This is a genomic window from Chryseobacterium sp. JM1, assembly GCF_000737715.1.
GTDB lineage: Bacteria > Bacteroidota > Bacteroidia > Flavobacteriales > Weeksellaceae > Chryseobacterium.
In genome coordinates this window covers 204,462-230,055 of sequence record NZ_JPRN01000008.1, presented here as the reverse complement: position 1 = coordinate 230,055, position 25,594 = coordinate 204,462, and the positions used below count along the sequence as shown (strand labels likewise).

Sequence of the window (25,594 nt, the reverse complement as noted above, 5' to 3'; positions counted from 1 at the left end):
CTTAATGTCTTTTTGCCAAACAACTTCCTGAGCATAGCTCAAGATTGTGCACATTGTAAATGCACTCATGTAGAGTTTTTTCATATTTGTGTTGTACTTAATTTTTTGCGAATATAATATAATTTTCAATGCACGTTGAATTATTTCACTTTTTTCTTATCATATCTGATAGGTTTATTGTTATGTATCAAAGGTATCTCTACAAAGCGGCAAAACATGTCGTATTATATGGCCTGTATATTTATTTTATAGCTTTGTTTAAACGAATTGGACAAGCAAATAGTTTTGATTTTCTCTATCCTTTATTTCTAGTATTCGATCTGTAGTAGTAATTGGTATGTGCTTTTTATAATTTTTTCGACTTCAATCTCTGGGATATTAACTGATCTGGAATGTTCTCCTGCTTGATATAATGATATTTCTTCATAAAACCTCAATAAAGCACTAGTAGCAATCTCTCGGTTTTGGTTTGCAACTCAAGTACGGAACAGGTACACGCATATCAATACCTCTATCTCTGAACTTTGTCCAAATTGTACTTTCCTTATCTGCTATCTTTCCTCTAATAAAAAAACTTACTGATGCCATAATTAAAATGATTAAAATTTAAACTTGTACCCATAATTGTACCCCAAAAACTCAAATATACTTTAATTTCAATAAATTCAAATTAATTAAAATTGATTGAAATGCTTTACTATAAATCATTTATAAATCAAACAGGATTTTAACAGATTCAAAAAAGTAGTCCCGTATTCTCCACATAAAACAAAGGATCACACTGAAATAGTGTGATCCTTTTTACTTTGAATTCTTTAATTGCAATGCCCTCTGATAAAAAGACTGCTCAGCAATTTTGGCTTCCGCTTCGTCAATAGCCTTCAGTAGATGATTTTCATTGTCAGCAATCTCACCCAATACTTTTGAGACCAAATCCCAGACAGGTTTCATTTTTTCAATCAGTTCAATGCCTTTTGGAGACAGTACAATCAGTCTTCTGCGCTCATCCTGTTTATCTTTTTTTGATTGAATAAGCTTCTGCTTTTCGAGTTCTTTAAGCAGGCTTATGGTTGAAGGATGGGTATATCCTATTTCATTCGCGATCTCTACAACGCTCAGCATAGTTTTATGATGCAATGTAAAAATGACAGGAAACCACTTCGGCTCAAAATCTATCCCAAAGGATTTATAGATCAAAGCACCATCTTTTCTAAGCTGCTCACTGAGGCGCTGAAGTCTGGTGGAAATTGCAAGAATCCCTGATTCATCTATTATATTCATACCGTCTGATTTATGATTAAAGAATAAAAAACATTATCCGCACTCATCAATGGAAAACGGGTCGGAAGATTTTCTTTTTCCACCTGTACAAAATGGTTTCGTTCGTAAAAACGGATGGCGGCTTTCAAGATATTAACCGTTCCCAGGTAGATAGCATCTATTCCACTTTCACGACAGAAAGAAATCAATACTTTCAGAAGCTCCTGGGCAATGTTCAGTTCTTTCCCTCTGAATTCCTTTTTGACAAACATTTTTCTTACGGCTCCTGCCCTTTCATCAAATTTAACCAATGCTATGGAACCCACAAGCTCACCGTCAATAAAAGCACCCCAGAAGTTTCCACCGGCTTCAGTGTAAAAGCTTTCGATCTGCTTGAGATCCGGCTGGTCTTCAATAGTAATAGGCACATTAAATTCTTTTTGCTGGATATTCAGAATCATGTCGATAAGCTGATCGGAATACGTATTATCTAGTTGTTGAATATGTACGTTCATGTCTTGTTTATTTTATAGTACAAAACTACGTAGTTTACTACATATATGCAAATGAAATTATTCTCTATGCTATTTTAAAAATTCACCAAGCTTATATATCCGCCTTTAATACAGGTTTTTTTGTTGTTGGGAAATCGCTGAGGCGCAAAGTTTTTAAATATCAATATGAGTTTAAGGCGCAAGAAAATCAAAGGTTTTCAGCTACATAAGATGGTGAAATTGCTTCGTCGTTATACTCCTCGCAATGACGGTGTTGATCAATTTTATCGCAGATAAAATCTTTGCGCCTTAAAGCATAACCAAAGTGATTTGCTACTTTGCGTATTTTCCGACAACCAATAAAAAAAACGTACATCATTTCTGACGTACGTTTTTATTACTGATTGAATGAAAATGATTATTTCCATCCACCACCAAGAGCCTGGTACAGCTCTACGGCAGCTTTCATTTTATTGTATTCCGCATTGGAGATATTCAACTCTGCGTTTAATGAATTCACACTTGCATTCAGTACTTCAAGATAGTTGGCCATACCGTAGTTGACTAATTCCTGAGAATAATCAACGGACTTTTTGTAGGCATCCAGTTCTTTCTGTTTTAATTCAATAAATGAATCCTGAACTGAAAATACTCTGATCGCATCTGAAACTTCTTTTCCGGCTGTAAGAACAGTTTTTCTGAAGTTCAGATAAGCCGTTTCCTGATTCGCAAGACTTACGTCGTAGTTCGTCTGGATCTGTCTTTTATTTAAGATTGGCTGGGCAAGACCGGCAACTACGTTTGCAAACAGTGAGTTCACACTGAACAAATGATCAAGGTCCACCGACTGTAATCCTCCGCTTCCTGTAAGCTTTAACGTAGGATAAAACTGAGCCTTTGCTGATTTGGTAAGCTCGAAGGCATTCATCAGGCTATACTCCGCTCTCATCACGTCCGGACGGTTAGCCAGCAACTGTGCAGGATAACCTAATTTAAGATCAATCGGAAGCTTTTGTGTTTCCAGCGTAGATCTTGCAATCGAATGAGAAGGTTCTCCAAGAAGAAGACTCATCGTGTTTTCAAGCAGCTGAGTCTGCGTTTCAATATCAATCAGTAGAGATTTAGCATTGAAAACAAGCGCTTCACTCTGCTGTACCGCTACTTCTGTAACGTTTCCAGAGATTTTTAATGCTTTAGTAGTTTCCAGGTTCTTTTCTCTTACCGCTATGGTTTCATTGATGATTCTTTTTTGAGCATCAAAGGTCAAAAGCTGGTAATAAGCCGAAGCAATAGAAGCTACAAGATCACTCTTAACCGCTTTATGAGCAGCAACAGTTCCTAAATACGTCGCCAGCTGAGCTTTTTCCTGAGCTTTTAATTTTCCCCAAAGATCTGCTTCCCATCCGATAGTCCCTGTAATATCAAACTGGTTGACATAACGTCTTTCTCCGATGATCTGTCCAAACTGTGTATTGATAGACTGTGTCTGAAATGTATAGTTCGGTCCTACAGAAAGGGTTGGCTGGTAAGCTGCTTTACTCTGTTTCAGGTAAGCTTCTGCCGAACCAATGCTCTGCAGCGCAATCCTGATATCCAGGTTGTTTTCCAAAGCTTTGGAAATGTGCCCCTGCAATACAGGATCCGTAAAAATTTCCTTCCACGAAACGGTTCCTACACTTACACTGTCCGAAGGAAGCATATCTGTACGGAAAAGCTTTTCGTCTACAACGTTTTTCGGTCTCTCATAGTCTTTTCTGGCCATACATGATGTAATGGCTCCCAGTATGACAGCTGAAAAAGTTATTCCTTTTATGATGTTTAATAAACTCTTCATTATAAAAAATTAGAAATTAGATGTTAGAGGTTAGAAGCCAGACAGGATTTTAGACTAATTTCTAATATCTAGCTTCTAACTTCTCTAATTAATTTTATTCTGCTAAATTGATATCTTCTCTTTTAATCGGCTTCACTTTTTCTTGTAAAGTCTGGAAAATCACATACAAAACAGGAATTACGAAAAGTCCTAAAATGGTACCTATCAATAATCCTATTGCTGCACCTGTTGCAATAGACCGGTTACCTACCGCTCCAATTCCGCTGGCAAGAACCAATGGCAATAATCCGAAGATGAATGCAAATGAGGTCATCAGAATCGGTCTTAACCTGGCTTTTGCAGCATTGATGGCAGACATGACAATGGTTTCCCCATGATGCCTTCTCTGAACAGCAAATTCGATGATCAAAATGGCGTTTTTCGCGAGCAATCCGACCAACATAATCAAAGCAATCTGGAAATAAATATTGTTTTCCAAGCCCATTATTTTTTGTCCGAAATAGGCTCCCATTACCCCAAGAGGAAGAGAAATTACTACGACTAAAGGAAGGATATAACTTTCATACTGAGCAGAAAGAATGAAGTAAACGAAAATTAAACTTAATCCAAAGATCAAAAGGGTCTGAGATCCTGAATTTAATTCTTCTCTTGTTAATCCCGTAAACTCTACATCGTAATTTTGATTTAAAGTTTCTTTGGCCACATCCTGTACCGCTGTAATCGCGTCCCCTGAACTGAATCCTGCAGAGTTGGCTCCTGTAATCTTCACAGAGGTAAACAGGTTATATCGGCTTACCGATTGAGGTCCGTATGCTTTTTTCAGCGTTACAAACTGTGAAATTGGGGACATAACTCCGGAAGCTGTTCTCACATACAGTTCATTTAAGTTACTGATGTTCTGTCTGTTTTCAGGAAGTGCCTGAACCATTACCCTGAACTGTTTTCCGTATTTTGTAAAGTCGGCGGTGTAAACCCCTCCAATATATCCCTGCATCGTACTTAAAATCGTATTGACAGAAACACCGACCTGCTTAGCCAAAGGAACGTTGATGTCCATTTGATACTGAGGGTATTTTGTGTTAAATGATGATTGAGCGAATTCAATCTCAGGTCTCTGCATCAGCTTCCCGATGAACTCATTGGTTTTGTTGTCGAGATCAGCATAGTCTCCTCCTGATTTGTCTAACAGTACCATTTCAAAACCGGCACTGTTACCAAAACCTGGTACACTTGGCGGCTGGAAGAATACAATTTTCGCATCCGGAACTTTTCCTGAAATACCGAATAATTTTTTAGTAATATCTTCAGAAGTCTGGTTATCTTTTTTCCTTTCGTCGAAAGGTTTAAGCTTAATGAAGGCAAGACCGTTATTACTACCATTTCCGGATAAGAAACCTCTACCGGTAGAAATCGTTACGTTTTGTACTCCCGGAACTTTTAAAGCATTAGCCTGAAGTGTTTTCAAAGCGTTGTAGGTTCTTTCCATAGAAGCTCCCGGTGGAAGCTGTACGTCTGTAAAGATAATCCCTCTGTCTTCTGTAGGTACGAAACCTTTTTTCATAGTTCCACTTGCCCAGTAAAGAATCCCTGCCGTCACAGCAAAGATGACCAGTGTTACCCATTTATGTCTCAATAAGAACACAAATCCTCTTCCGTAACGGTCGGTTGCCGTTTTGAAAGCAATATTAAACTTGTAGAAAAATTTCTGTAACAGGTTTAAGTTTTTATATTCTGAATGATGCTCTGAGTGAGGTTTTAAGAATAATGAACATAAAACCGGACTCAGCGTTAATGCATTAATCGCAGAAATAATGATCGCAATGATCAGCGTAATACCAAACTGCTGGTAAAAAACTCCCGTTGGACCTGTAATAAACGTCACCGGAACGAATACCGCTGCCATCACCAAAGTAATGGAGATAATAGCTCCTGTGATTTCATCCATCGCCTCGACGGTTGCTTTTTTAGCATCGGAAATACCGTGTTCCATCTTGGCGTGAACGGCCTCGACGACGACAATCGCGTCATCCACCACAATACCAATCGCAAGAACTAATGCGAACAGGGTTAAAAGGTTTAATGAATATCCAAATAGATTCAGGAAGAAAAATGCACCCACAATAGATACCGGAACCGCAATGGCCGGAATTAATGTAGATCTGAAGTCCTGTAAGAAAATATACACCACGATAAATACCAGAATAAAGGCTTCAATTAAGGTATGAACTACCTTTTCAATAGATGCCTCAAGGAATTCGTTGGTATCGAAGTTAAACGTATATTTTACCCCTTCAGGGAAGCTTCCTTCTGCTGATTTCAGATAGGTTTTGATATTTTTAATAATTTCCTGGGCATTGGAACCCGGCGTCTGGAAAATCCCCATACTGATGGACGGGCTGTTTCCGTTTTCACCGACTCCTGTGTAGGACTGTCCGGCCAATTCAACTTTAGCTACGTCTTTCAGCATTAAATTCTGTCCACTTGGAAGCGCTTTAATGATGATATTGTCATACTGTTCCTTTTCGTTGAATTTTCCGACATATTTAATGATATATTCAAAAGAGCTCCCGCTGTTTTGCCCGATAGAACCGGCAGCTGCTTCTCTACTCTGCTCATTAATTGCAGCCGTAACATCATCGGGAGTTAATCCGTAAGCTGCCATTTTTGAAGGATCAAGCCAAACTCTCATGGAATAGTTTTTACCCCCGAAAACGTTGGCATCACCTACTCCATTAATTCTCTTTAAGTTCGGAATAACGTTGATATTCAAAAAGTTCTGAAGATATACATCATCCAGGTCTTTATTTTCAGAATAGAAAGACATATACATCAATGCACTGGTCTGCTGTTTCTGTGTAACAACTCCGGAACGGGTCACTTCACTTGGAAGTAATGGTGTTGCTCTGGTTACACGGTTCTGTACGTTTACCGCGGCAATATCCGGATCAATTCCTTGTTTAAAGAATACCTGAATTTGTGCTGAACCATCATTTCCGGCACTGGAAGTAATGTAATCCATTCCTTCCACCCCGTTGATCTGTTCTTCCAGAGGTACTACAACACTTTTCATAACAGTCTCCGCATTGGCACCCGTATAGTTCGCTGAAACGCTTACTGTGGGCGGTGCAATATCCGGATACTGTGTGACTGGCAGGGCAATTAACCCCAAAATCCCGAGAATCACAATCAAGATTGAGATTACGGTGGATAAAACCGGTCGGTTTATAAAATTTTTAATCATTTTAGAATTTCGGTTTTATAGATTGTACAAGGCTATCCATTTTTACTGGTTTCGGCTTCACGGCAGTTCCTGTTTTCAGTCCTCCGATCCCTGCAGCAACAATCATTTCACCTTTATTGATACCCGTTTTTATTAAGGCCATATTGTCAATTCTGTCGATCACATTGATCACTACATTTCTTGCCGTATCTCCTTTATCCACTTTATACACGTAAACAATACCCTGCTGCTCGTAAGTTGCACTTTCCGGAACTACCAATACATTATCATATGCTTTTGGAAGTCTGATAGATCCACTGTTCCCATTGCTCAGCAATTTCTGTGGATTGGCAAAGGCAACTCTGAACTGAATGGTTCCTGTTGTCGCATCAATTTGCCCTGTAATAGCTTCAATTCTGCCTTTTTCAGAATAGATACTTCCATTGGCCAACTGAAGCTCAACCATCGGAAGATTTTTGATCTTCTCTGACATACTGGCTCCCGGAGATTTTTCAAGGAAATCAAAATATTCTTTTTCATTCATAGAAAAATAAGCATACAATTCAGAAGTGTCTGAGATAGTCGTTAAAGCAGTCTGATCTGTAGGGCCTACTAAACTTCCCACCTTTAAAGGAAGTCTCCCGATAACTCCTGAAATAGGCGCACGGATGACCGAGTACTCGATATTGGCTTCTACCCCTTTATAATTGGCAACCGCCTGTCTTTTGGCTGCTGTAGCCTGCTGCAACTGAGCCTGAGCTTGTGCAAGACTAGCCTGAGCCGTCTGCAGCTGTACACTGCTAATGATGTTTTTCTGAACAAGAGGTTTCAGTTTGTTCACTTCCACCTGAGCTGCATTTACAGAAGCCTGTGCCGCTGCAATAGTAGATTCGGCTGCACCGATACCGGCTTTGGAAGCAGCAGCATTTTCGGTAAGGATATTGGTTTCAAGACGGAACAAAGGCTGTCCTTTTGTAACATACTGCCCTTCGTCTACTAAAACCTGAGTGATATATCCCTGTATTTTTGCGCGGACATCATTGTTGACCCTTCCCTGGATGGTAGCTGGAAATGTCTGATAGCCTACGATATTTTTCGCCTCCACGTTGATCACAGGATAAGGTTTTGGCCCGTCCTGTTTTGGAGCTTCTTTTTTGCAGGCCGTCAGTGAAAACGCTGCAATAGAAAGTATAACTAGCTTATTATTCATTTTAAAGTTTATTAAGAGATTCCTGAATATTTTCTATGTTTTTATATAAGAGTGCTTTGTAAGCTTCTACGCGTTCGTTGTATTCATTGTCATGATTTTTTTTAAAGTTGTTTAGGTCATCCAGCAGTTTGAGTTCGTCCTCCATTTTTTGAACAATTTTTTCAAATCTGATCTTCTTGTATTCATCATTGATGAAAAAATACCGTTTTCGCTCATCCATTTTGTTGTGATCGATGATGAGCTGTGCATTCAGCAGTAATGAAATACTGGTGGAAACAGAGCTCTTGCTTGCAGAAAGCACTTCAACAAATTCGTCAAAAGTAATACCTACTTTCTCGTAATCGAAAAGCAGGTAGGCATAGATTTTTGACGCTAAAGGCGGTAGGTTGAAAACGGTGCCATAAAACTTTACGGCATCTTGAAAAATTTTTTCATCAATTTCTATACTTTGGTGCATAATATAAAAATTTTGACAAAAGTAGAAATTAGTTCAGAACTAAACGAACAAACATGATAGAGTTTATAAATACAACTTCTTTTAAAAATTCAATGAAAGTTGATTTAACTTTTGCCTTAAATTATAATCTTCTCATAGGCCTTTCTCAGTCCGTCCGCCAAAACTACTTCACCACAATAGGAATAACCCTTACTTTCAAGAATTTTAAGCATGGCAATATTATCGTAATTCGTATCTACTTTTACACTTTGGATTTCATGGGATCTTGTAAAATCTTCAATATGGTCAAATAATTTCTTCACCATTCCCTGGCCGGCAAATTTTTCATCAACCGCCACTCTATGTACAACAACGAATTCACCGTCGCTCAGCCATGCTCCTTCAATCGTGCTGTAAGCCGGCTCATCATTTAAGATCAAAGCTGCATATACAGCAATTTCTCCGTCTACGGTCATCACATATCCAAAACCTTTTGCAATGTCACTTTCTACCGTTCCCATGTTTGGATAGCCATTCTGCCATTGGGTACTTCCGTCCTGTTTTCTTCTTTCAATGGATTGTTGGATAATAGCCCAGATGGCATTTCTGTCTTCAATTTCAGCTATTCTCAGCTTAGTTTCTGCATTCATTGTTGTTTATTTTATATTGGAAATTTAGAGATTTAGAGATTCGGGACTTTTGTTTTGGCTAAAGCCGGATCTGATTATGTTTACCCTGAAGGCCAACGGACTAAAGCCCACCTCTGTTGGATATTCTATTCAAAAGCAACAGTCCAAAATTTCTTAATTCCTTAATCTTTTAATTTTTAAATTCTTGAATCTTTCAATAATGATTATTATTATTTGAATCAAAAAACCGAAAACTAATTAAAATTAATTTTCGGTTCGAAGTAGTAAAATTTAAAATTATGAAATTGTTTTATTGATTTTCACTTTGTTGAAGATAAGCATCTATAATTTCAAATGCATTCTTCTCGTCTTCCAGATCTACCATTACTTTCAGCGACGTCGCGGTAGGCGTTGTCGTGAATGTAAGATAACTGTTTTCGACGCTGTTTGTAATTTGTGCATCATCCAATTTAGACTTTATTAACTGGATTTCTGAAGGCTTATCACTTTCAAAAACCGATACTCTCGTACTTCTTTCCATATTCTATATCGTTTGAGTATCTAAATGTACAATGTTTTTTTGAAAATTACAAATCTTTGATTTTAAATTTTGTTAAGATTGCTCTCGATTTTATCCAATGCTAACTGAATTTCTTCCTGTGTAACATTAAGATGTGGTCTGAAACGAAGTGACTGGTCTCCACATGGAAGAATGATCAATCCGTCCTTGAAAAGCTCGTTCATTAAATGGTTTCTGTCTTCTGCTGAAGGAAGGTCAACAGCACACATCAGGCCTCTTCCTCTTGCATTTGAAATTTTTTCAGGATATTTCAGAGCCATTTCTTTTAATTTTTCCAAAAGATAATCTCCAACCACTCTTGCGTTTTCCACAAGGTTTTCTTTTTCGATTACTTCCATTACCAACTGGAAACGAAGCATGTCTATAAAGTTCCCTCCGAAAGTAGAGTTAATTCTTGAACTTTCTCTGAAAACGTTATTCGGGACCTGATCAAATTTTTCTTTGTTCGCTAAAACTCCGCAAACCTGAGCTTTTTTCCCGAAAGAAATAATGTCCGGTTTTGCTGTAAAATGCTGGAACGCCCACATTTTCCCTGTAATGGCAATACCTGTCTGAACTTCATCAAAGATCAGTAAGATCTCATTCTGATCACACAGTTTTCTTAATCCCATTAAGAACTCATCTCTGAAGTGATTGTCGCCACCTTCAGCCTGGATAGGCTCAATAATGATACACGCCACTTTATCAGGATTCATCAGAATAGCTTCCTCAATCTGAAGAAGAGCTAATCTTTCGTTCTTAATCGTTTCTTCTAAATTCTCTTCCGTAATAGGGAAAGACAGTTTAGGATTTAAGATTCTTGGCCAGTCAAACATCGGGAAATACTGATATTTTCTTGGGTCAGAAGTATTGGTTAAGCTCAATGTATAGCCGCTTCTTCCGTGGAATGCCTGTCTGAAATGTATACAGATCCCGGCTTCTGTCTGAAGTCCTTTTTCAAAATTCTTACGCGTTTTCCAGTCGAAGCACGCCTTCATTGCATTCTCTACCCCTAAACTTCCACCTTCAATAAAGAAAGCATACTGCAGTTCCTCAGGAATCACTACTCTTTCAAACACTTCCAGAAAGTGAGCATATTCTTCTGAGTACACGTCTGCCAAAGTAGGCTTGTTGACAGCCATTCTTCCCAGCCATTCTGATCTTTCTACAAGATAAGGGTGATTGTACCCTACAGAAGCTGATGCAAACATCGAGAACATATCCAAATACTCTTTGTCTGTAAGCTTGTCATATAGCCATGAACCGTGGGATTTTTCAATATCCATCACAAAATCAAAGCCGTCTGCCAAAACGTGTCTTCCTACTGTTTCTTTTACTTTATTTGCTTTTATATCAATTGTTTGTTCCATAATTAACTGTGTTTGATTTAAAAATTGAATGCTTAAAAAGATTAAACATTCCAGGTTATTAATTTTTAAATTTTTAAATCGTTAAATGATTTAAATTAAAATTTTTACAGGTCAAATTTAATCCCTTGTGCTAAAGGAAGTTGAGCTGTATAATTTATTGTGTTGGTTTGTCTTCTCATGTAGTATTTCCAAACGTCAGATCCGGATTCTCTTCCGCCTCCGGTTTCTTTTTCACCACCGAAAGCACCTCCGATTTCAGCACCTGAAGTTCCGATGTTTACGTTCGCAATACCGCAGTCTGAACCTGCATGAGAAAGGAATAATTCTGCTTCTCTAAGATTCTGAGTCATGATAGCAGATGACAATCCCTGAGGAACATCGTTCTGGATAGCGATAGCTTCCTCCAATGTTTTGTATTTGATCAAATATAAGATCGGCGCGAAAGTCTCGTGCTGAACGATCTCATAAGAATTTTTAACTTCTGCGATACACGGCTTCACATAGCATCCTGATTCGTAATCTTTTCCGCTTAGAACGCCACCTTCAACCGCAAATTTTCCGCCTTCTTTTTTACATTTCTTGATAGCTTCTTCGTACTGATTAACAGCATCCACATCGATAAGCGGTCCTACGTGGTTATTTTCATCCAATGGATTACCAATTTTCAGCTGTCCGTAAGCTTTTACCAATCTTGTTTTTACTTCGTTGTATACGCTTTCGTGGATGATCAGTCTTCTTGTAGACGTACATCTCTGTCCGGCCGTACCTACAGCTCCGAAAACAGCTCCGATAATAGACATGTCAATATCTGCATCTTTAGAGATAATAATAGCGTTATTTCCACCTAATTCAAGGATAGATTTCCCGAATCTTTCTGCCACTTTGGAAGAAACCATTCTTCCTACTCTTGTAGAACCTGTGAAAGAAACCAATGAGACTCTTTTATCATCTACCAGTTTCTGCCCGATCTCATGGTCAGCTACCAATACGCTTGAAATACCCTCAGGAAGATTGTTTTCCTTTACTACTTCAGCCATAATGTTCTGGCATGCGATAGCACACAATGGTGTTTTTTCTGATGGCTTCCAGATCGTCACGTTTCCGCAGATCCATGCTAAAGCGGTATTCCACGCCCATACAGCAACCGGGAAGTTGAATGCAGTGATGATTCCCACCACGCCAAGCGGATGATACTGCTCGTACATTCTGTGACCAGGTCTTTCTGAATGCATCGTATAACCGTGAAGCTGTCTTGAAACCCCAACTGCGAAATCACAGATGTCGATCATTTCCTGAACTTCTCCAAGACCTTCCTGAAGGGATTTACCCATTTCATAAGAAACCAGTTTTCCAAGGTCGTCTTTATATGTTCTTAATTTCTGGCCAAGCTGCCTAACGATCTCTCCTCTTTTAGGAGCAGGGATGGATCTAAACTCCTGAAACGCCTTCTGAGCCGTCTCAATTACTTTGTCATAATCACTTTCTCCGGAAGTCTTAATTTTGGCGATTAGTCTGCCGTCTACGGGAGAAAAACTTTCTATCGTTTTCCCCGAAGCAAAATATTTTCCGCCCACTGAAGTCCCCTTATTTTCTTCTTTAATACCAAGGTTTTTGAGTGTTTTTTCGATTCCGAAATCCTTTACTTTTTTAGACATAAAATGTTACTTTTCGTTTCCTCTAAAGATAGAAATATTATGCGAACCTCAAAATTTTAATTTTTAAGCCGCTTTTTATTTGGACTAATTATAAACATGCTTATCTTTGCAGCGTAATCTTTTGAATTTCAGGAATGGAAAATAACAAGACCGTAGAGGATACTACTACAGCAGAGGAAAAGAAGACTTCCAAATGGAAAAGTCTGGTGAAAAAATTTGGGATAGGCGGGATTATATTCTTCACGGTAAAAGGAATTATCACTTCTACCCTGATCTATTTCCTGGGTAAGAATTTCTGGACTGTGATCAGCAATTACTTTACCACTTTATTTGAATAACACTTGATTTATTAAAAATATAAAAAGCAGAGAAATTTTCTCTGCTTTTTTCTTGTATAAGGTTAATAGGGTTATTTATTGATCTGATTTTGGAAGGTTCCCTACGAAGGTTTACTCATCCGCGTCTTTCTTTTTCCTCCCCGAATTGACCAGGCTTTGATGCAACAGGTATTCGATTTGCCCGTTTACGCTCCTGAACTCGTCATTGGCCCACTTCTCCACCTGCTTGTAGGTAGATTCATCGATCCTTATCACAAAAGATTTTTTGCTTTTGTTTTCGGAGGGTTTTGAAGTTTTTTCCGATTTCATTTTTTCTCTTTGCCTGTTTAATAATTCTTTTCAATAATGCATACGATGCAAAGACATTTCACTCAGCTGAGTCTAGTAATTCATACTTTACTCCACATTCTCCATTTAGTAAAGAGTTCCTGTATTTAAGATGGGCTGTGCTGCTTTTTCACCGCAAAGTACCACCATTAAATTGCTTACCATAGCTGCTTTTCTTTCATCATCAAGTTCTACAATATTCTCTTCAGACAGTTTTTTCAATGCAAGATCTACCATTCCTACGGCACCTTCCACGATCTTCGTTCTTGCTGCGACAATGGCTGTGGCCTGCTGTCTCTGAAGCATCGCTCCTGCAATTTCCGAAGCATAAGCCAGGTGAGAAATTCTTGCCTCCTGAATGATAATTCCCGCTTTTGAAAGACGGTCGGTCAGTTCCTGCTCCAAAATAGAATTGATCTTGTCACCACCTTCTCTTAAAGTAATCGGTGCATGATCATCTTCTAAATTATCATACGGAAAACTCATCGCCAAATGACGTACCGCCGCTTCACTTTGCATTTTGACAAAGTCTGAATACCGCTCAACATCGAATGCTGCTTTATAGGTGTCTCCTACTTTCCAAACCATCACGACTCCGATTTCAATAGGGTTCCCCATTTTGTCATTTACTTTCAAAGTCTGTCCCTGCAGATTCTCTGAACGCAGTGACATTTTCTGTGAAGAATACAAAGGATTGATAAAAAATAATCCATTGTCTTTTACCGTTCCTACGTACTTTCCAAAGAAATTCAATACTCTTGAATGGTTCGGCTGAATGATCATCAGCCCTTTCAGAAAGAAGCAGAACAGCAGAAAACAAAGCATCGCAAGAATAACATACGTGATACTCTGCTCAACTCCGGAAATAAAAAAATAGACGGCTCCTGCAAATAAAATAAGACAGAAGACTAATGCCAGATAGCCCGACATGGGCTTTAATACTTTTTCCATGATTGCAATTTTTAATTTGATATTGTTTTGATATCATAAAGATATGGAATAGTTTTGAGCTTTGGATTAATTGGGGCTGATTTTTTTGATGCTGGATTCGGGTTTCGAGATATGGGGTTGATCAGTTGAATGATCTGAAGATTTTTAACTACCCCGTCTTTTTGCTTTGCAAAAACCCACCCCTTCAGGGAAGTGGAAACCCGAAACCTACACAAAAAAAATCCCGGAAAATAAATTCCGGGATTTCAGTTGTTATCTTGTTAACGTTTTATTTCTTCGTTAAGGTTTTAAATTTGAAGTAAGAAGCTACTGATAAAAGAAGCATTGTACCTAATCCGATGTATACCCAAGCCGGAACCGGAACCGGATCTCCTGCTGCGTAGGAGTGAAGTCCGCTCAGGTAGTAATTTACTCCGAAATAAGTCATTACCATAGAACAGAATGCAAACATCGTCGCTACGTGGAATGCCCATCTGCTTCTCAATCCTGGAACCAGTCTCATGTGCAATACAAAAGCATATACCATGATGGAGATGAATGCCCATGTTTCTTTCGGGTCCCAGCTCCAGTATCTTCCCCAAGATTCATTAGCCCAAATTCCTCCTAAGAAGTTTCCTACCGTTAAGGCGAAAAGACCAATAGTAAGAGACATTTCAGAAACGATGACCAATTCTTTTAACGTCGTATCGTGGTGAAGTTTGTAGGTATCTTTATCTGAAACAATATAAAATACAAGGGAAATCACAGCAATAATCATAGATAGGGCGAAGAAACCGTAACTTGATGTAATGATTGCTACGTGAACAATCAGCCAGTAAGATTTCAATACCGGAACAAGCGGTGTAATCTGAGGATCAAGTGCTGAACCTCCGTGCGCAAATCCCATCATAATAACGGCCACCATAAATCCTGATGCAGGAATTAATGCGTTGGATTTATTTTTAGTGATTAATTGCTTTGCAGCCAATACAGCTTTATCAGCTAAAGAAAGTCTTCCGAAACCAAAATAGAACATAAGTCCCGCAGAAATACCTACCCAAGAGATAAAGATAATGGCTTCATAACCGTTACTCCAAGGTGCGTGTCCTGAAATATACCATCTTGCAACAAGACCAAGGAAATGTAAAATATATCCTACAAGTCCCACATAGATAATTATTCTGATAGCTGTATTTAAAGCTTTACTTGGTTTAAACAACTCAACAAAACCAAAAATCAATAATAATCCACCTATTATGGTATAGAAAATCAATAATTTGAAATTGATATTCACTTCGTTCATGAACACCTCAAGATCTACTTTAGATTTTGCAGGAACAACTGCTTTACCCCATTTCTGCTGATAGTCTGAAAGTTTTGCTAATTCAGCATCTGCCTTGCTCCAGTTTCCTGTTTTCTGAGCGGTAAGAGCTTCTGCAAAATAAGGTCCCATTACCTGCTGCGATTCCATATCCGGTTCGAATTTCTGGTCAAGCCACGAATGCCATGTATGGTTCGCATCATTTTTTACGGGAACAATTCTCATAAACTGACCGCTGAAAAACTCATTGAAGATCTGTACTCTTTCGTTTACAGAAATAACTTCTTTATCGTAATTGGTTTGCTCAGAAGGTTTTTTACGGAATGCCGTGTTATAATCATGCTCAAGAAGATAAGTCAGGTTACCATTAGCATCCGCAGGGAAAAGGTTCATCAGTGAAGTGTATCCTTCATCGTCAGCCTTTGTTTTATTTTTCAACTCATCACCTCCTTTCGTCCCTACTTTGATCATAGGAACCATCGTCCAGCTTGGTGTGTCTGTATTGATTGACAGGAACCATTGGTTAGCCGTAAGCGACTTTCCGTCTGTTCCTTTGAACTCGTCTTTTTTATATAGTTTTCTTAAAACATCCAGCGCTTCTGTGTTGATCGGAACAATTCTTCCGTCGAAATTCTGTACCAAAAGGTATCCGAATTTATCTGCATGTTCTTTGCTGATTCTGTTTCTTGCAATAATCTCATCCGGAGAGATAGATTTCATTCTGCTCAAAGGAGCCGCCAGTGAATTCTGCTTTGGAGCAGCACCATCAAGCGGTTGGGCACCCGGAGCAGGAGTGTGAGAATGATCGTCACCTTCCACATGAATATGCTCTCTGCTTCCGTCAGTCGTTCCGTGCGTTTCAATTTTTTGTGCATTTAAGCCTAAACTTAAAAACAATAAAATAACTGCAGCATTTTTCTTCCTGTTGATATCTGTCAGCATTTTGTTCAGTTTCCAGAAGTGAGTTCCTTTCCAGAAGAAGATCACAAACATTCCTAAGAACAGCAGTCCGTATCCGATGTAAGAGATAATGGTTCCCCAGAAATCGTGGTTTACAGAAAGAACAGTTCCCATTCTGTCCGGGTCAAAGCTTGACTGGAAGAAACGGTATCCTTTATGGTTCAGAACGTGGTTCATGTAAATTTTATAAGGGGTTTCTTTTCCTTCGTCAATGATTTTTATGTGGCTTTCATACGCACTTGGAGATGTACTTCCAGGGTAAGTTTCCATCACGAAATCATCCAGTTTCAAGGCGAAAGGTGTGTTATATACTTTAGGTCCGAAACCTACCATAATGTTCAGCCCGTCCATGGTAACCTGCTTGAATGCATTTGGGTTTCCTTTTTCTACAGAAAGATCAACCAATTGTTTTGTTTTTGGCCCCTGAAGTTCTATTCTAAGCACATCAGGTACCATCGCGTCTTTCTTTTTGTCCCCTTCGAAAGCCATCAGTCTTCCTTTTTTAAGACCTTCAGGAACAACCAGTTTCAATTCGTTGATGGTATATAAACTTCTCAATACCAAAGGCTGGAATTCATCTTTCTTGGTACTTCCGGTAGCCTGCGTTGCCATGGTCATAAAGGCTGCATCAACAGGAGTTTTGATGAATATTTTTCCGTCTTCTTTTTTAAATTCTACAGCCCCTTCGATCGCTCTGTTGAACGTTACCAAAGTTCCGTTGATGGATTTTGTTTCGCCCGGTTTGATGTAGATATTCTGTCTTCCTGTAGTCCCTGTAGAAACCAGGTGAAGATATTCTGTGCCGTTGGGCTCAGCAATTAAGCTGTCTTTTTTTCTCTGGATATAGTCTTTTGTAAAAACCTTTACTTCTTTTCCGTGGAAATCGTAAGTAGCTTTAAAGTCTTTGTGCAGAGGAGACATCAGATAAGGAATATCCTGGTAATCCAGAGCATCACCCTTTTCCTCGATTTTAATTTTAAAGAAATTTTTGTCGGTCACAATCTCATTGGAAGTTTCCCCCTCTCTGATGTGCATGGTACCTTCAAAACTGATGTATCTTGTAATGGCACCTCCTATAAAAATAAGGATAAAGGCAAGGTGAAAAACAAGAACCGGCCATTTTTCTCTTTTCCACAGTCGGTATCTTGCGATATTTCCTACGAAGTTAAGAATGAGCAGAAACATGATTAATTCAAACCATTTTGCTTCATAAATTAGAGCCTTAGCTGTAGGAGTTCCGTAGTCGTTTTCTAAGAACGTTGCATAAGCCATCGCAAATGCATACACCAGTAACAGCACAGCCATTGTTCTGGTTGAGATAAGAATATCTTGGAGCTTCTTCATGATTTATTTTACTTGACATGCAAAAATAAGAATGATAAACAACAAAGGGGCTAAAAAAAGCTGTTTTTTGTCACTTTGAGGCCTATTTAGGTTATTTTGAACCATTCTTAATAACGTGAAATTGATTAAGGAAAATTCAATTTTTAATATCATAAAATTCAGGATATAATAAACCTATCTATGTTATTGAAGCCTTCTATTCCCTAACAAGCCTTACTGTCATTTAAATTAATGATATTCAGCCAACTACTTATTTAAAGAAGTCTTCTTCCGGATCTTACTTAAAAACTCATGGGTAATTCCCAGATAAGAAGCCACCTGCTGCTGTGTCAGTCTCTGCTCAAGGTTAAGAAACTCGATAGCTTTTCATAAGGTCTATTTGATATTGTTATTTCTCATGATCTTCTAAAAGTCCCTTTTTCCCAAGATCTTTTAAAATTTCTGATATAATCATCCGGGTTATTTTTTTTGCCACGACTCGTTTTCCGAAAAACATTCCTAAACCATAGGCGGGACTCATGATAAAATCACCGGCTTTGTCTAACCAGTTTTTGCCATATTTTTTCCTGATCCATTTTTCTGCTACTGCGTTTTTTATAGTCGTCTTATTTATATTTTCACCGGAATCACGGGACTGGATGACATCAAAAATTTTACTAACCCTTTGCTTCAGTTTCTTTTCCAGCTTAAACAATTCTTCAGGACGATAACGTGGTGTTTTGGGAATATCATATTGAGTTCTCCTGCTCAGTTTTGTTTCCTCACTTTCTGACAAAAGATAAAGATCAGGAATGATGGGCAGATAGAACTTACCGCTGTTCTTAACCTTTTCAAACTTGAAGGCATCAATCATGGAGTCTGTCCAGGTTTTATGAATAGGATGAATATCATTATTAAGTTTATCATAAGGAAACGAAAAAAAATACCGTAAAAAATTTCTCGCGTTATTACGGCCAAGGAAAAAATCGTGCTGTCTGAAACTCTTATCTAAAAAACCTCCAAATGCCATTGCCGAAGCACATGCAACCGTATCCGGCGGCCCAATGATTTTATTGTCCGTATTGGTTTTCCATTTTCGTGGGAATACAATACTCTTAAAATACTTATTCGATTCTGTCTCCAGCATCTCCCTTCTTTTGATTCTGGACTGATCCAATAAGGTTCCGATAATCCCCTGTGCCACATCAATAGCATCGTTGGGCCTTGAATAAGGTTTCTGCGACTGAGCTCTGTCAGGAAAAGGATCGATCATAATGATTCCATAACGCGGATACCCATCATCCGGAGCTTTACTGTTCTGATGTTGAAGAACGCTAAGAACTTCCCGGTAGGGCTCATTATTTATAGCTCCTCCGTCAATGACAACAGATGAATAATTTTTAGGAAAAAACTTTAATTTAATATTCTTAGCTGAGGGATTATCATCTCCAAATTCACCTGTAATAATCCGTTTTATCGTAGTTTTTAAATAGGCATCTCCCAGATCTTCCGTTTTAAATTCCCGAAAAGCCAGACCAATAGGAAAAGCTCCGGTAGCAATTGTGGAAAGTTTTAATGTATCTGCATAAGGTTTGTCATATGGATTTAACCACAGATATTTTTCCTTATCCGGCTGTAATCCGTTATTTAACCTGTACTGCGTGACGATATAGTGCTCAAAAGTACTGTGATTAGGAATGACACTTTTTCTTCCAAATTTAGAAATTGAGGTTTCGAAATTCACATCGAGAGGAATTCCTCTTAAAAAACAATGGGAAAATAATAATTGCAAATCTTTAGAAATGTAAGACGGAAGCTGGTCAACCTTTTGTTTTAACACAACATCTTTATCCACCAAAAATGCCTGGTCTGCGATAGAATCAACAAATTCGGAATTTAGAAGAGAATTGAATTTTCCTTTTTCCAGATCTTTGGTATCCAAAAGTTTTTCAAGCAGAGATCTTTTATCATTAGGATCATTTTCTCCCATCAAAACCCAGCTATCGTACAGAATATTATTTTTCGATGCATCTAAATTAACAGCTTCTTTTACTGGATTTATAGTTCCGTTTAATGCATAAATTGCCGACATCGTTGTAGTCATTCCACCAGCTGATGCTCCGCCCATGGCATCAATTCTTACCTTATGTTTTGGAATTTTGTCCGCATATTCTTCTAACACTTTACCTTCTTTCGCTTTTTCCCAGAGATCAAGAATTTCGAAAAGGTAATCCATAACTCCGGCTGTGTAGCACCCGGCAGATACAGCCCCTGCCATTGTAATCCCCAGAGAAAAAATTTCAGTGTTATTTTGGTTTTGCATAAAAACAATTATTAGTTTGGCGAAAATTACAGAATTTAATCTAACACTGCAAAGTAAGATACTATCCTCATTGATCAGTATGTTTATTCTTCGCTGTCTGAAGTTAAAATAAAGCCAGGCATAACATCAGGTAACTTTTGAATAAAATTTTCATGTTTTTCTTATTTTTTAAATTAATGGAACAAAATTAGTGGAGGTCTAAGCAATGGCATTTGAACTGGTTCAAAAAAACGCCTGTCGCATTAGATTTTAATGAAAAAAATATCTCAAAAACGCGGTGTAATTTTAAAAAATAAACCTAAATTACGCTATCTTTTGAACAAAAAAAGATTCTATTAATGTTGAAAAAACATTAAATTTGCCCACATTGATATTATGGATAAAAAGACACAGACAAAACCGACTGAATCGCCTGATAAAGGCAAAATCTTATCTAAGCCCCGCATATTTTTCGGGCTTACCTTCATTCTTTTTTCTGTCGTTCTGACCCTTTCGTTCGTCTCTTATCTGATGAACTGGAAGGCTGATCAGAGCCAGGCAGGAACAATGACCGATAAAACAATACAATCTTCAAATATCTTTGGGAAGGTAGGCGACTGGCTGGGGAATATTTTTATATTCGAAAGCATAGGAATTGCCTCATTTATTATTGCCTTCTTATTCTTGGTGGTGGGTACCTTAATTCTTAAAAAAAGAACCTTCAAACCATGGAAAACCATTGGTCATTCTCTGTTTTTCATCTGCTGGCTGCCTATTTTCATGGGAGCAGTGACTAAAGGACAGGGCGTTTTGGGTGGTGTGTACGGATACCAGATTATGGATTATCTTAATGCCATTATCGGATCTGTAGGACTTTGGGTGGTATTGGCTGCCAGCATCCTCCTATATTTTATTTTGGAATTCAATCTTCGTCCGAGTTCTATAAAATCTAAACTGGATAAGATCAATGATAATACAATCGGCAGAGTAAAATCTATGATGCCTAGCTCAGAGGAAAACTTTGAAGCGGATGAAGAACTTGAAGAGGAAGCTCAGGAAACGGTTTCGAATGTAATCGTAACAGATCTTTCCAATAAAACAAAAGCGAAAGAACAGGAACCCGTAAGCGTTCCGAAAGGATTTCCTGAAGTTCAGCCTTCAACGGATATAGAAACGATTGTAACGCCTAACCATACTTCTTTTGAGGAAGAGGAAAAACCTGTCAGCTTAAATCTGAACACGAAACCTTCTGTTCCCACTTCAACTCCTGAACAGGCATTTGATATGACACCGGTAAGTCCGGCTATCACTCCGGTTCCTCCTGTCTCCACGATGCCGGCGCAGGATAATATTAAATTCAATGTGGAAGTAGCCCCGGTTATTGATGTGTTGGATGACACAGACAGAAAATCACAGGAACTGGTAGAAAAACACGGCTTGTATGATCACAAGCTTGATCTGGCCGGATTCCAGATGCCAACGGTAGAATTACTGAAGGATTATGGTAATGAAGAGATTTCTATCAACAAAGAAGAATTAGAAGAAAACAAAAATAAAATTGTAGGCCTTTTAAAGAATTTCAACGTTGGTATTTCCGAAATCAAAGCGACGATCGGGCCAACGGTAACTTTATACGAAATTGTTCCGGAAGCAGGAATCAGAGTATCTGCCATTAAAAAGCTTCAGGATGATATTGCACTGAATCTTTCCGCTCTTGGGATCAGGATTATTGCACCGATGCCCGGAAAAGGAACCATCGGGATTGAGGTTCCGAGAAAAAATCCTACCATGGTTTCCATGCGTTCTGTGATTGCTTCTCATAAGTTCCAGAATACGGATATGGATCTTCCGGTGGTTTTCGGAAAAACGATTTCCAACGAAGTCTTTATGGCCGATCTTGCGAAGATGCCTCACTTACTGATGGCGGGTGCTACAGGACAGGGTAAATCTGTCGGGATTAATGCTATCCTTACTTCCCTTCTTTACAAAAAACATCCGAGCGAACTGAAATTCGTGATGGTGGATCCTAAGAAGGTAGAACTATCCCTGTATTCAAAAATTGAAAGACATTACTTGGCTAAACTTCCTGATGCTGAAGAAGCCATCATCACAGATACCAATAAAGTGATCAATACTCTGAACTCTCTTTGTATAGAGATGGATACGAGGTATGATCTTCTTAAAAATGCATTCTGTAAAAACTTAAAGGAATACAACAAGAAATTTACTGAGCGAAAACTGAATCCTGAGAACGGACACCGTTTCCTTCCTTATATTGTACTGGTTGTAGATGAGTTTGCAGACCTTATTATGACGGCAGGAAAAGAGGTTGAACTTCCAATCGCCAGACTGGCACAGCTTGCAAGAGCCGTAGGAATTCACCTGATTGTAGCGACACAGAGACCTTCCGTCAATGTAATTACAGGTATGATCAAGGCTAACTTCCCGGCAAGGGCAGCCTTCAGAGTAATTTCAAGTGTGGATTCAAGAACGATCCTGGATTCTCCGGGTGCAGATCAGCTGATCGGTAAAGGAGATATGCTTTATTTCAACGGAAACGAGATCTTAAGACTTCAGTGTGCTTTCGTAGATACACCGGAAGTGGAAAGACTGGCAGAATACATCGGTGAACAGAAGGGATATTCATCAGCATTCTTATTACCTGAATTTGTTTCTGAAGATTCCACAAGTACAGTAGGCGCTTTCGATCCGAATGAAAAAGATGCCTTATTTGAAGAAGCGGCAAGAATTATCGTTTCTACACAACAGGGTTCTACTTCTATGCTACAGAGACAGCTGAAATTGGGTTATAACAGAGCTGGAAGAATCATGGATCAGCTTGAAGCAACGGGTATCGTAGGTGGATTTAACGGAGCAAAGGCAAGAGAAGTCATTATCAGTGATCTTCATTCTTTGGAACAGTTTTTGGAAGATTTGCGTAGTTAGAGGAAAAAATGCTTCACAGAGTCAATCGGGAAGCATTAGAATGTTTAAAGTATATTAAATAAAAAAATGAAAAATATTATTTCAAAAGTTATAGTCGGAAGTTTTGTTATCGGTGCTGTAGGATTTGCCCCGGCACAGAAAATTGATGCGAAAGCTAAAAAAATTCTGGATGACATCACAGCCAACTACAAGTCTAAAAAGAATTCTTATTTCAAGTTTTCTTTCGGGACTGGCTTGAACGGACAGGTGACCAAAACAGAACCCGGTATTTATTACTCCGCCGGAGAAAAGTATAAACTGAAGATCATGGACACGGAACAGATCTTCGACGGAAGCAAAATCTACAACATCAATGCAGATGATATGGAAGTAACGGTTGCAAAACCTAATGGAAGCAGCAGCATGTTCTCCCCTATCAACTATCTTTCGACCTACAGAAATGATTACAATGTAACCTACAACGGAAAGAAAAATGTAAATGGCGTGAATGCTGATTTCATTAAACTGACTCCGGTGAAATCCAATGGAATTCAATATGTATACATTTTTGTAGACTCAGCGAAAAAGCAAATGGTAAAACTTGAGCAGCACGGGAACAACAAAGATGTAGCCGTAATTGCTATCAAAGAATATAAGGAAAACCAGGAACTGGATCCGAATATGTTTGTTTTTGACAAGAATAAGTTCAAAAATTACGTGATCACAGAACTTTAAAAAAGTGAACTGGAGATAGGGTGAATTCACAAATTTGCAGATTCCACTCTTCTTCTTTTTGCAGTTAAATAAAAAGTAATAAAAATTATACAAGCCACAAGTAAACTTTGTGGCTTTTTGATTAATTTTGGCGCATGTTAAAAATACTAGACCGATATATCATAAAAACCTTCTTTGGACCGTTTTTCTTTATATTCAGCGTTTTGTTTTTCATCTTTATTGTAAACATTATCTGGGTTCAGCTGGGGCAGTTCATGGGAAAAGGATTAAGCTACTGGCAGATCCTGAAACTTCTTTTTTACCTTGGGGTAAGTGTGATCAGTATGGTGCTTCCGCTTACAATTCTTCTGGCGAGTATCATGTCCTTCGGTGAATTTGGAGAGCGGTATGAGCTTGCAGCGATGAAGGCAGCGGGAATTTCCCTGACAAGAGTTATGGCACCTCTGCTGGGGGTCGCAACAGTGCTCGCAGTCATGCTTTTCTTTTTCTCCAATAATATTATTCCGGATTTCCAGAAAAAGGCAAAGAATATGCTTTTCAATATCGCACAGACTAAACCTGCCTTAAACTTCACGCCGGGACAGTTCATCGACCAGATTCCGGGCTATATGGTGAAATTTGATAAGATCTACGGAGAAAACGGAGAAAGTATCGAGGGTGTTTTTGTACACAGAAAAGCCAGCACTTATGAAAACCAACAGTCTATTGTAGCGGAAAAAGGAAAATTTGTTCCTGCTGCCAACAAGAACTTCCTGAAACTGGAACTGTATAACGGATATGTATTTGAAGACAATTTTGCAGGAAAGAGTGAAAATGTAAGACTGAAACAACCCGATCAGGCTATTAAATTTGACACGCTGGTTTCACACTTTGACATCAGTGAGATCATTAACAAAGCTATTGAAAAGGAGCAGATCACGGATGACTACCGTTTTCAGACGTACGGACAGCTTAATGCTACTGTTGCTAAAAGTAAAAAAGACAATAATGATTTTTTCACCTCCATCAGTTCCGATGTGCTTAGCCAGACCAATTCTGTGGTGACCTATATGGATAAGACCAAATCTAAAACCATCGCTAAACAACAGGTAAAACTGGATACCGTAAAAGGTGAAAAGAAGCTGCAGATCATCTATAATTCATACAACAGGCTTGAAAACCTGAAAACAACCGCCGAAGGAAAAAAGAACGAATTCAGCTCCAATATAAAATACTTCAGTAAAGTAGTTATTTACCAGCAGAGAATTATTTCTTACTCTGTAATCTGTATCATTTTCTTCCTGATTGGAGCCAGTTTAGGTTCCATCATCAGAAAAGGAGGAATGGGACTTCCGGTGATTATCGCGATTGTTATTTTCATTATTTTCTATGTGATGAATCTGGGTATCGAGAATGTTGCATGGGGAGGCGGAATGAGTCCTTATTTAGCAGCATGGCTCCCGAACCTGATCCTTCTTCCGTTTGGAATATGGATGACCTATAAAGCCCTTACCGACTCACAGCTGTTTGATGCTGAAAAGTACAAAGCGCTGTTTAAACCAATCGTTAAGAGATTCTCGAAGAGTAAGGAACATAAGAGATATCAGTAATTTTTTTATTGAAAGATTTAAAAATTTTAATGATTTAAAGATTATAGGACCCGGAGTTTTTCGGGTCTTTTTATTTGGGGTTAATCGTTGTAACTTATTCCTTTTTGTACTCAATGGCAAAAAGCTATATTTACAGGAAGAAAAATCATTTAGTTAAAATAATTTTCATATTCTTTC

General features: G+C 38.5%; 18 protein-coding genes. 4 read left to right on the top strand and 14 right to left on the bottom strand.

All coding sequences use genetic code 11. From position 1 onward, the window contains the following. Positions 1–801: 801 nt before the first annotated feature. The 10 genes from IW22_RS15075 to IW22_RS15030 form a co-directional block, all read right to left on the bottom strand. A complete protein-coding gene (locus IW22_RS15075) occupies positions 802–1,281 on the bottom strand; it encodes a MarR family winged helix-turn-helix transcriptional regulator (protein ID WP_034727874.1) in 480 nt (159 codons plus the stop codon). Continuing rightward, positions 1,278–1,775, bottom strand: a complete 498-nt coding sequence (locus IW22_RS15070) for a GNAT family N-acetyltransferase (protein ID WP_034727871.1) — start codon at positions 1,773–1,775, stop codon at positions 1,278–1,280. The genes IW22_RS15075 and IW22_RS15070 overlap by 4 nt, the downstream gene beginning before the upstream one ends. Before the next feature lie 397 nt (positions 1,776–2,172). After that, positions 2,173–3,588, bottom strand: coding sequence for a TolC family protein (locus IW22_RS15065; RefSeq protein WP_034727868.1), 1,416 nt, complete (start codon positions 3,586–3,588; stop codon positions 2,173–2,175). Between the two features lie 94 nt (positions 3,589–3,682). Then, positions 3,683–6,829, bottom strand: coding sequence for an efflux RND transporter permease subunit (locus tag IW22_RS15060; protein ID WP_034727865.1), 3,147 nt, complete (start codon positions 6,827–6,829; stop codon positions 3,683–3,685). 1 nt (position 6,830) lies between these two features. Beyond that, complete coding sequence (locus IW22_RS15055) at positions 6,831–8,018, bottom strand: efflux RND transporter periplasmic adaptor subunit (protein ID WP_034727864.1); 1,188 nt, start codon at positions 8,016–8,018, stop codon at positions 6,831–6,833. Position 8,019: 1 nt separating this feature from the next. Further along, positions 8,020–8,475: a transcriptional regulator gene (locus tag IW22_RS15050; RefSeq protein ID WP_034727861.1), complete on the bottom strand. Its 456-nt coding sequence runs from the start codon at positions 8,473–8,475 to the stop codon at positions 8,020–8,022. Positions 8,476–8,591: 116 nt separating this feature from the next. After that, positions 8,592–9,104, bottom strand: coding sequence for a GNAT family N-acetyltransferase (locus IW22_RS15045; RefSeq protein WP_034727858.1), 513 nt, complete (start codon positions 9,102–9,104; stop codon positions 8,592–8,594). 289 nt (positions 9,105–9,393) lie between these two features. Further along, complete coding sequence (locus tag IW22_RS15040) at positions 9,394–9,624, bottom strand: DUF2007 domain-containing protein (protein ID WP_034727856.1); 231 nt, start codon at positions 9,622–9,624, stop codon at positions 9,394–9,396. Positions 9,625–9,686: 62 nt separating this feature from the next. Further along, the gene (gene lat / locus IW22_RS15035) at positions 9,687–11,012 is read right to left on the bottom strand and encodes an L-lysine 6-transaminase (protein WP_034727853.1); all 1,326 of its coding nucleotides are present in this window, start codon (positions 11,010–11,012) and stop codon (positions 9,687–9,689) included. A gap of 104 nt (positions 11,013–11,116) precedes the next feature. Continuing rightward, positions 11,117–12,667 (bottom strand): aldehyde dehydrogenase family protein, encoded by a 1,551-nt coding sequence (locus tag IW22_RS15030; RefSeq protein WP_034727851.1) that lies wholly within the window; start codon positions 12,665–12,667, stop codon positions 11,117–11,119. Between the two features lie 134 nt (positions 12,668–12,801). On the opposite strand from IW22_RS15030, the gene IW22_RS15025 reads away from it, so the two are divergent. Beyond that, positions 12,802–13,005 carry a hypothetical protein gene (locus tag IW22_RS15025; protein WP_034727848.1) on the top strand — a complete coding sequence of 68 codons (204 nt, stop codon included), beginning with the start codon at positions 12,802–12,804 and terminating at the stop codon, positions 13,003–13,005. Between the two features lie 111 nt (positions 13,006–13,116). On the opposite strand, the gene IW22_RS15020 is transcribed toward IW22_RS15025, so the two are convergent. From IW22_RS15020 to IW22_RS15005, 4 genes are all read right to left on the bottom strand, one after another. Continuing rightward, positions 13,117–13,314, bottom strand: coding sequence for a hypothetical protein (locus IW22_RS15020; protein ID WP_034727845.1), 198 nt, complete (start codon positions 13,312–13,314; stop codon positions 13,117–13,119). Between the two features lie 105 nt (positions 13,315–13,419). Beyond that, a complete protein-coding gene (locus tag IW22_RS15015) occupies positions 13,420–14,283 on the bottom strand; it encodes an SPFH domain-containing protein (protein WP_034727844.1) in 864 nt (287 codons plus the stop codon). Between the two features lie 268 nt (positions 14,284–14,551). Further along, positions 14,552–17,887: a cytochrome c biogenesis protein CcsA gene (gene ccsA / locus IW22_RS15010; protein WP_034727842.1), complete on the bottom strand. Its 3,336-nt coding sequence runs from the start codon at positions 17,885–17,887 to the stop codon at positions 14,552–14,554. Between the two features lie 388 nt (positions 17,888–18,275). Continuing rightward, a complete protein-coding gene (locus IW22_RS15005) occupies positions 18,276–20,189 on the bottom strand; it encodes a patatin-like phospholipase family protein (protein WP_034727840.1) in 1,914 nt (637 codons plus the stop codon). Positions 20,190–20,564: 375 nt separating this feature from the next. On the opposite strand from IW22_RS15005, the gene IW22_RS15000 reads away from it, so the two are divergent. The 3 genes from IW22_RS15000 (at position 20,565) to IW22_RS14990 (ending at position 25,417) form a co-directional block, all read left to right on the top strand. Beyond that, on the top strand, positions 20,565–23,114 hold the full coding sequence (locus IW22_RS15000) for an FtsK/SpoIIIE family DNA translocase (RefSeq protein ID WP_034727839.1): 2,550 nt from the start codon (positions 20,565–20,567) through the stop codon (positions 23,112–23,114). A gap of 66 nt (positions 23,115–23,180) precedes the next feature. Then, a complete protein-coding gene (locus tag IW22_RS14995; RefSeq protein WP_034727837.1) occupies positions 23,181–23,828 on the top strand; it encodes a LolA family protein in 648 nt (215 codons plus the stop codon). Between the two features lie 134 nt (positions 23,829–23,962). Further along, complete coding sequence (locus IW22_RS14990; protein ID WP_034727834.1) at positions 23,963–25,417, top strand: LptF/LptG family permease; 1,455 nt, start codon at positions 23,963–23,965, stop codon at positions 25,415–25,417. The last annotated feature ends 177 nt before the right edge of the window (positions 25,418–25,594 follow it).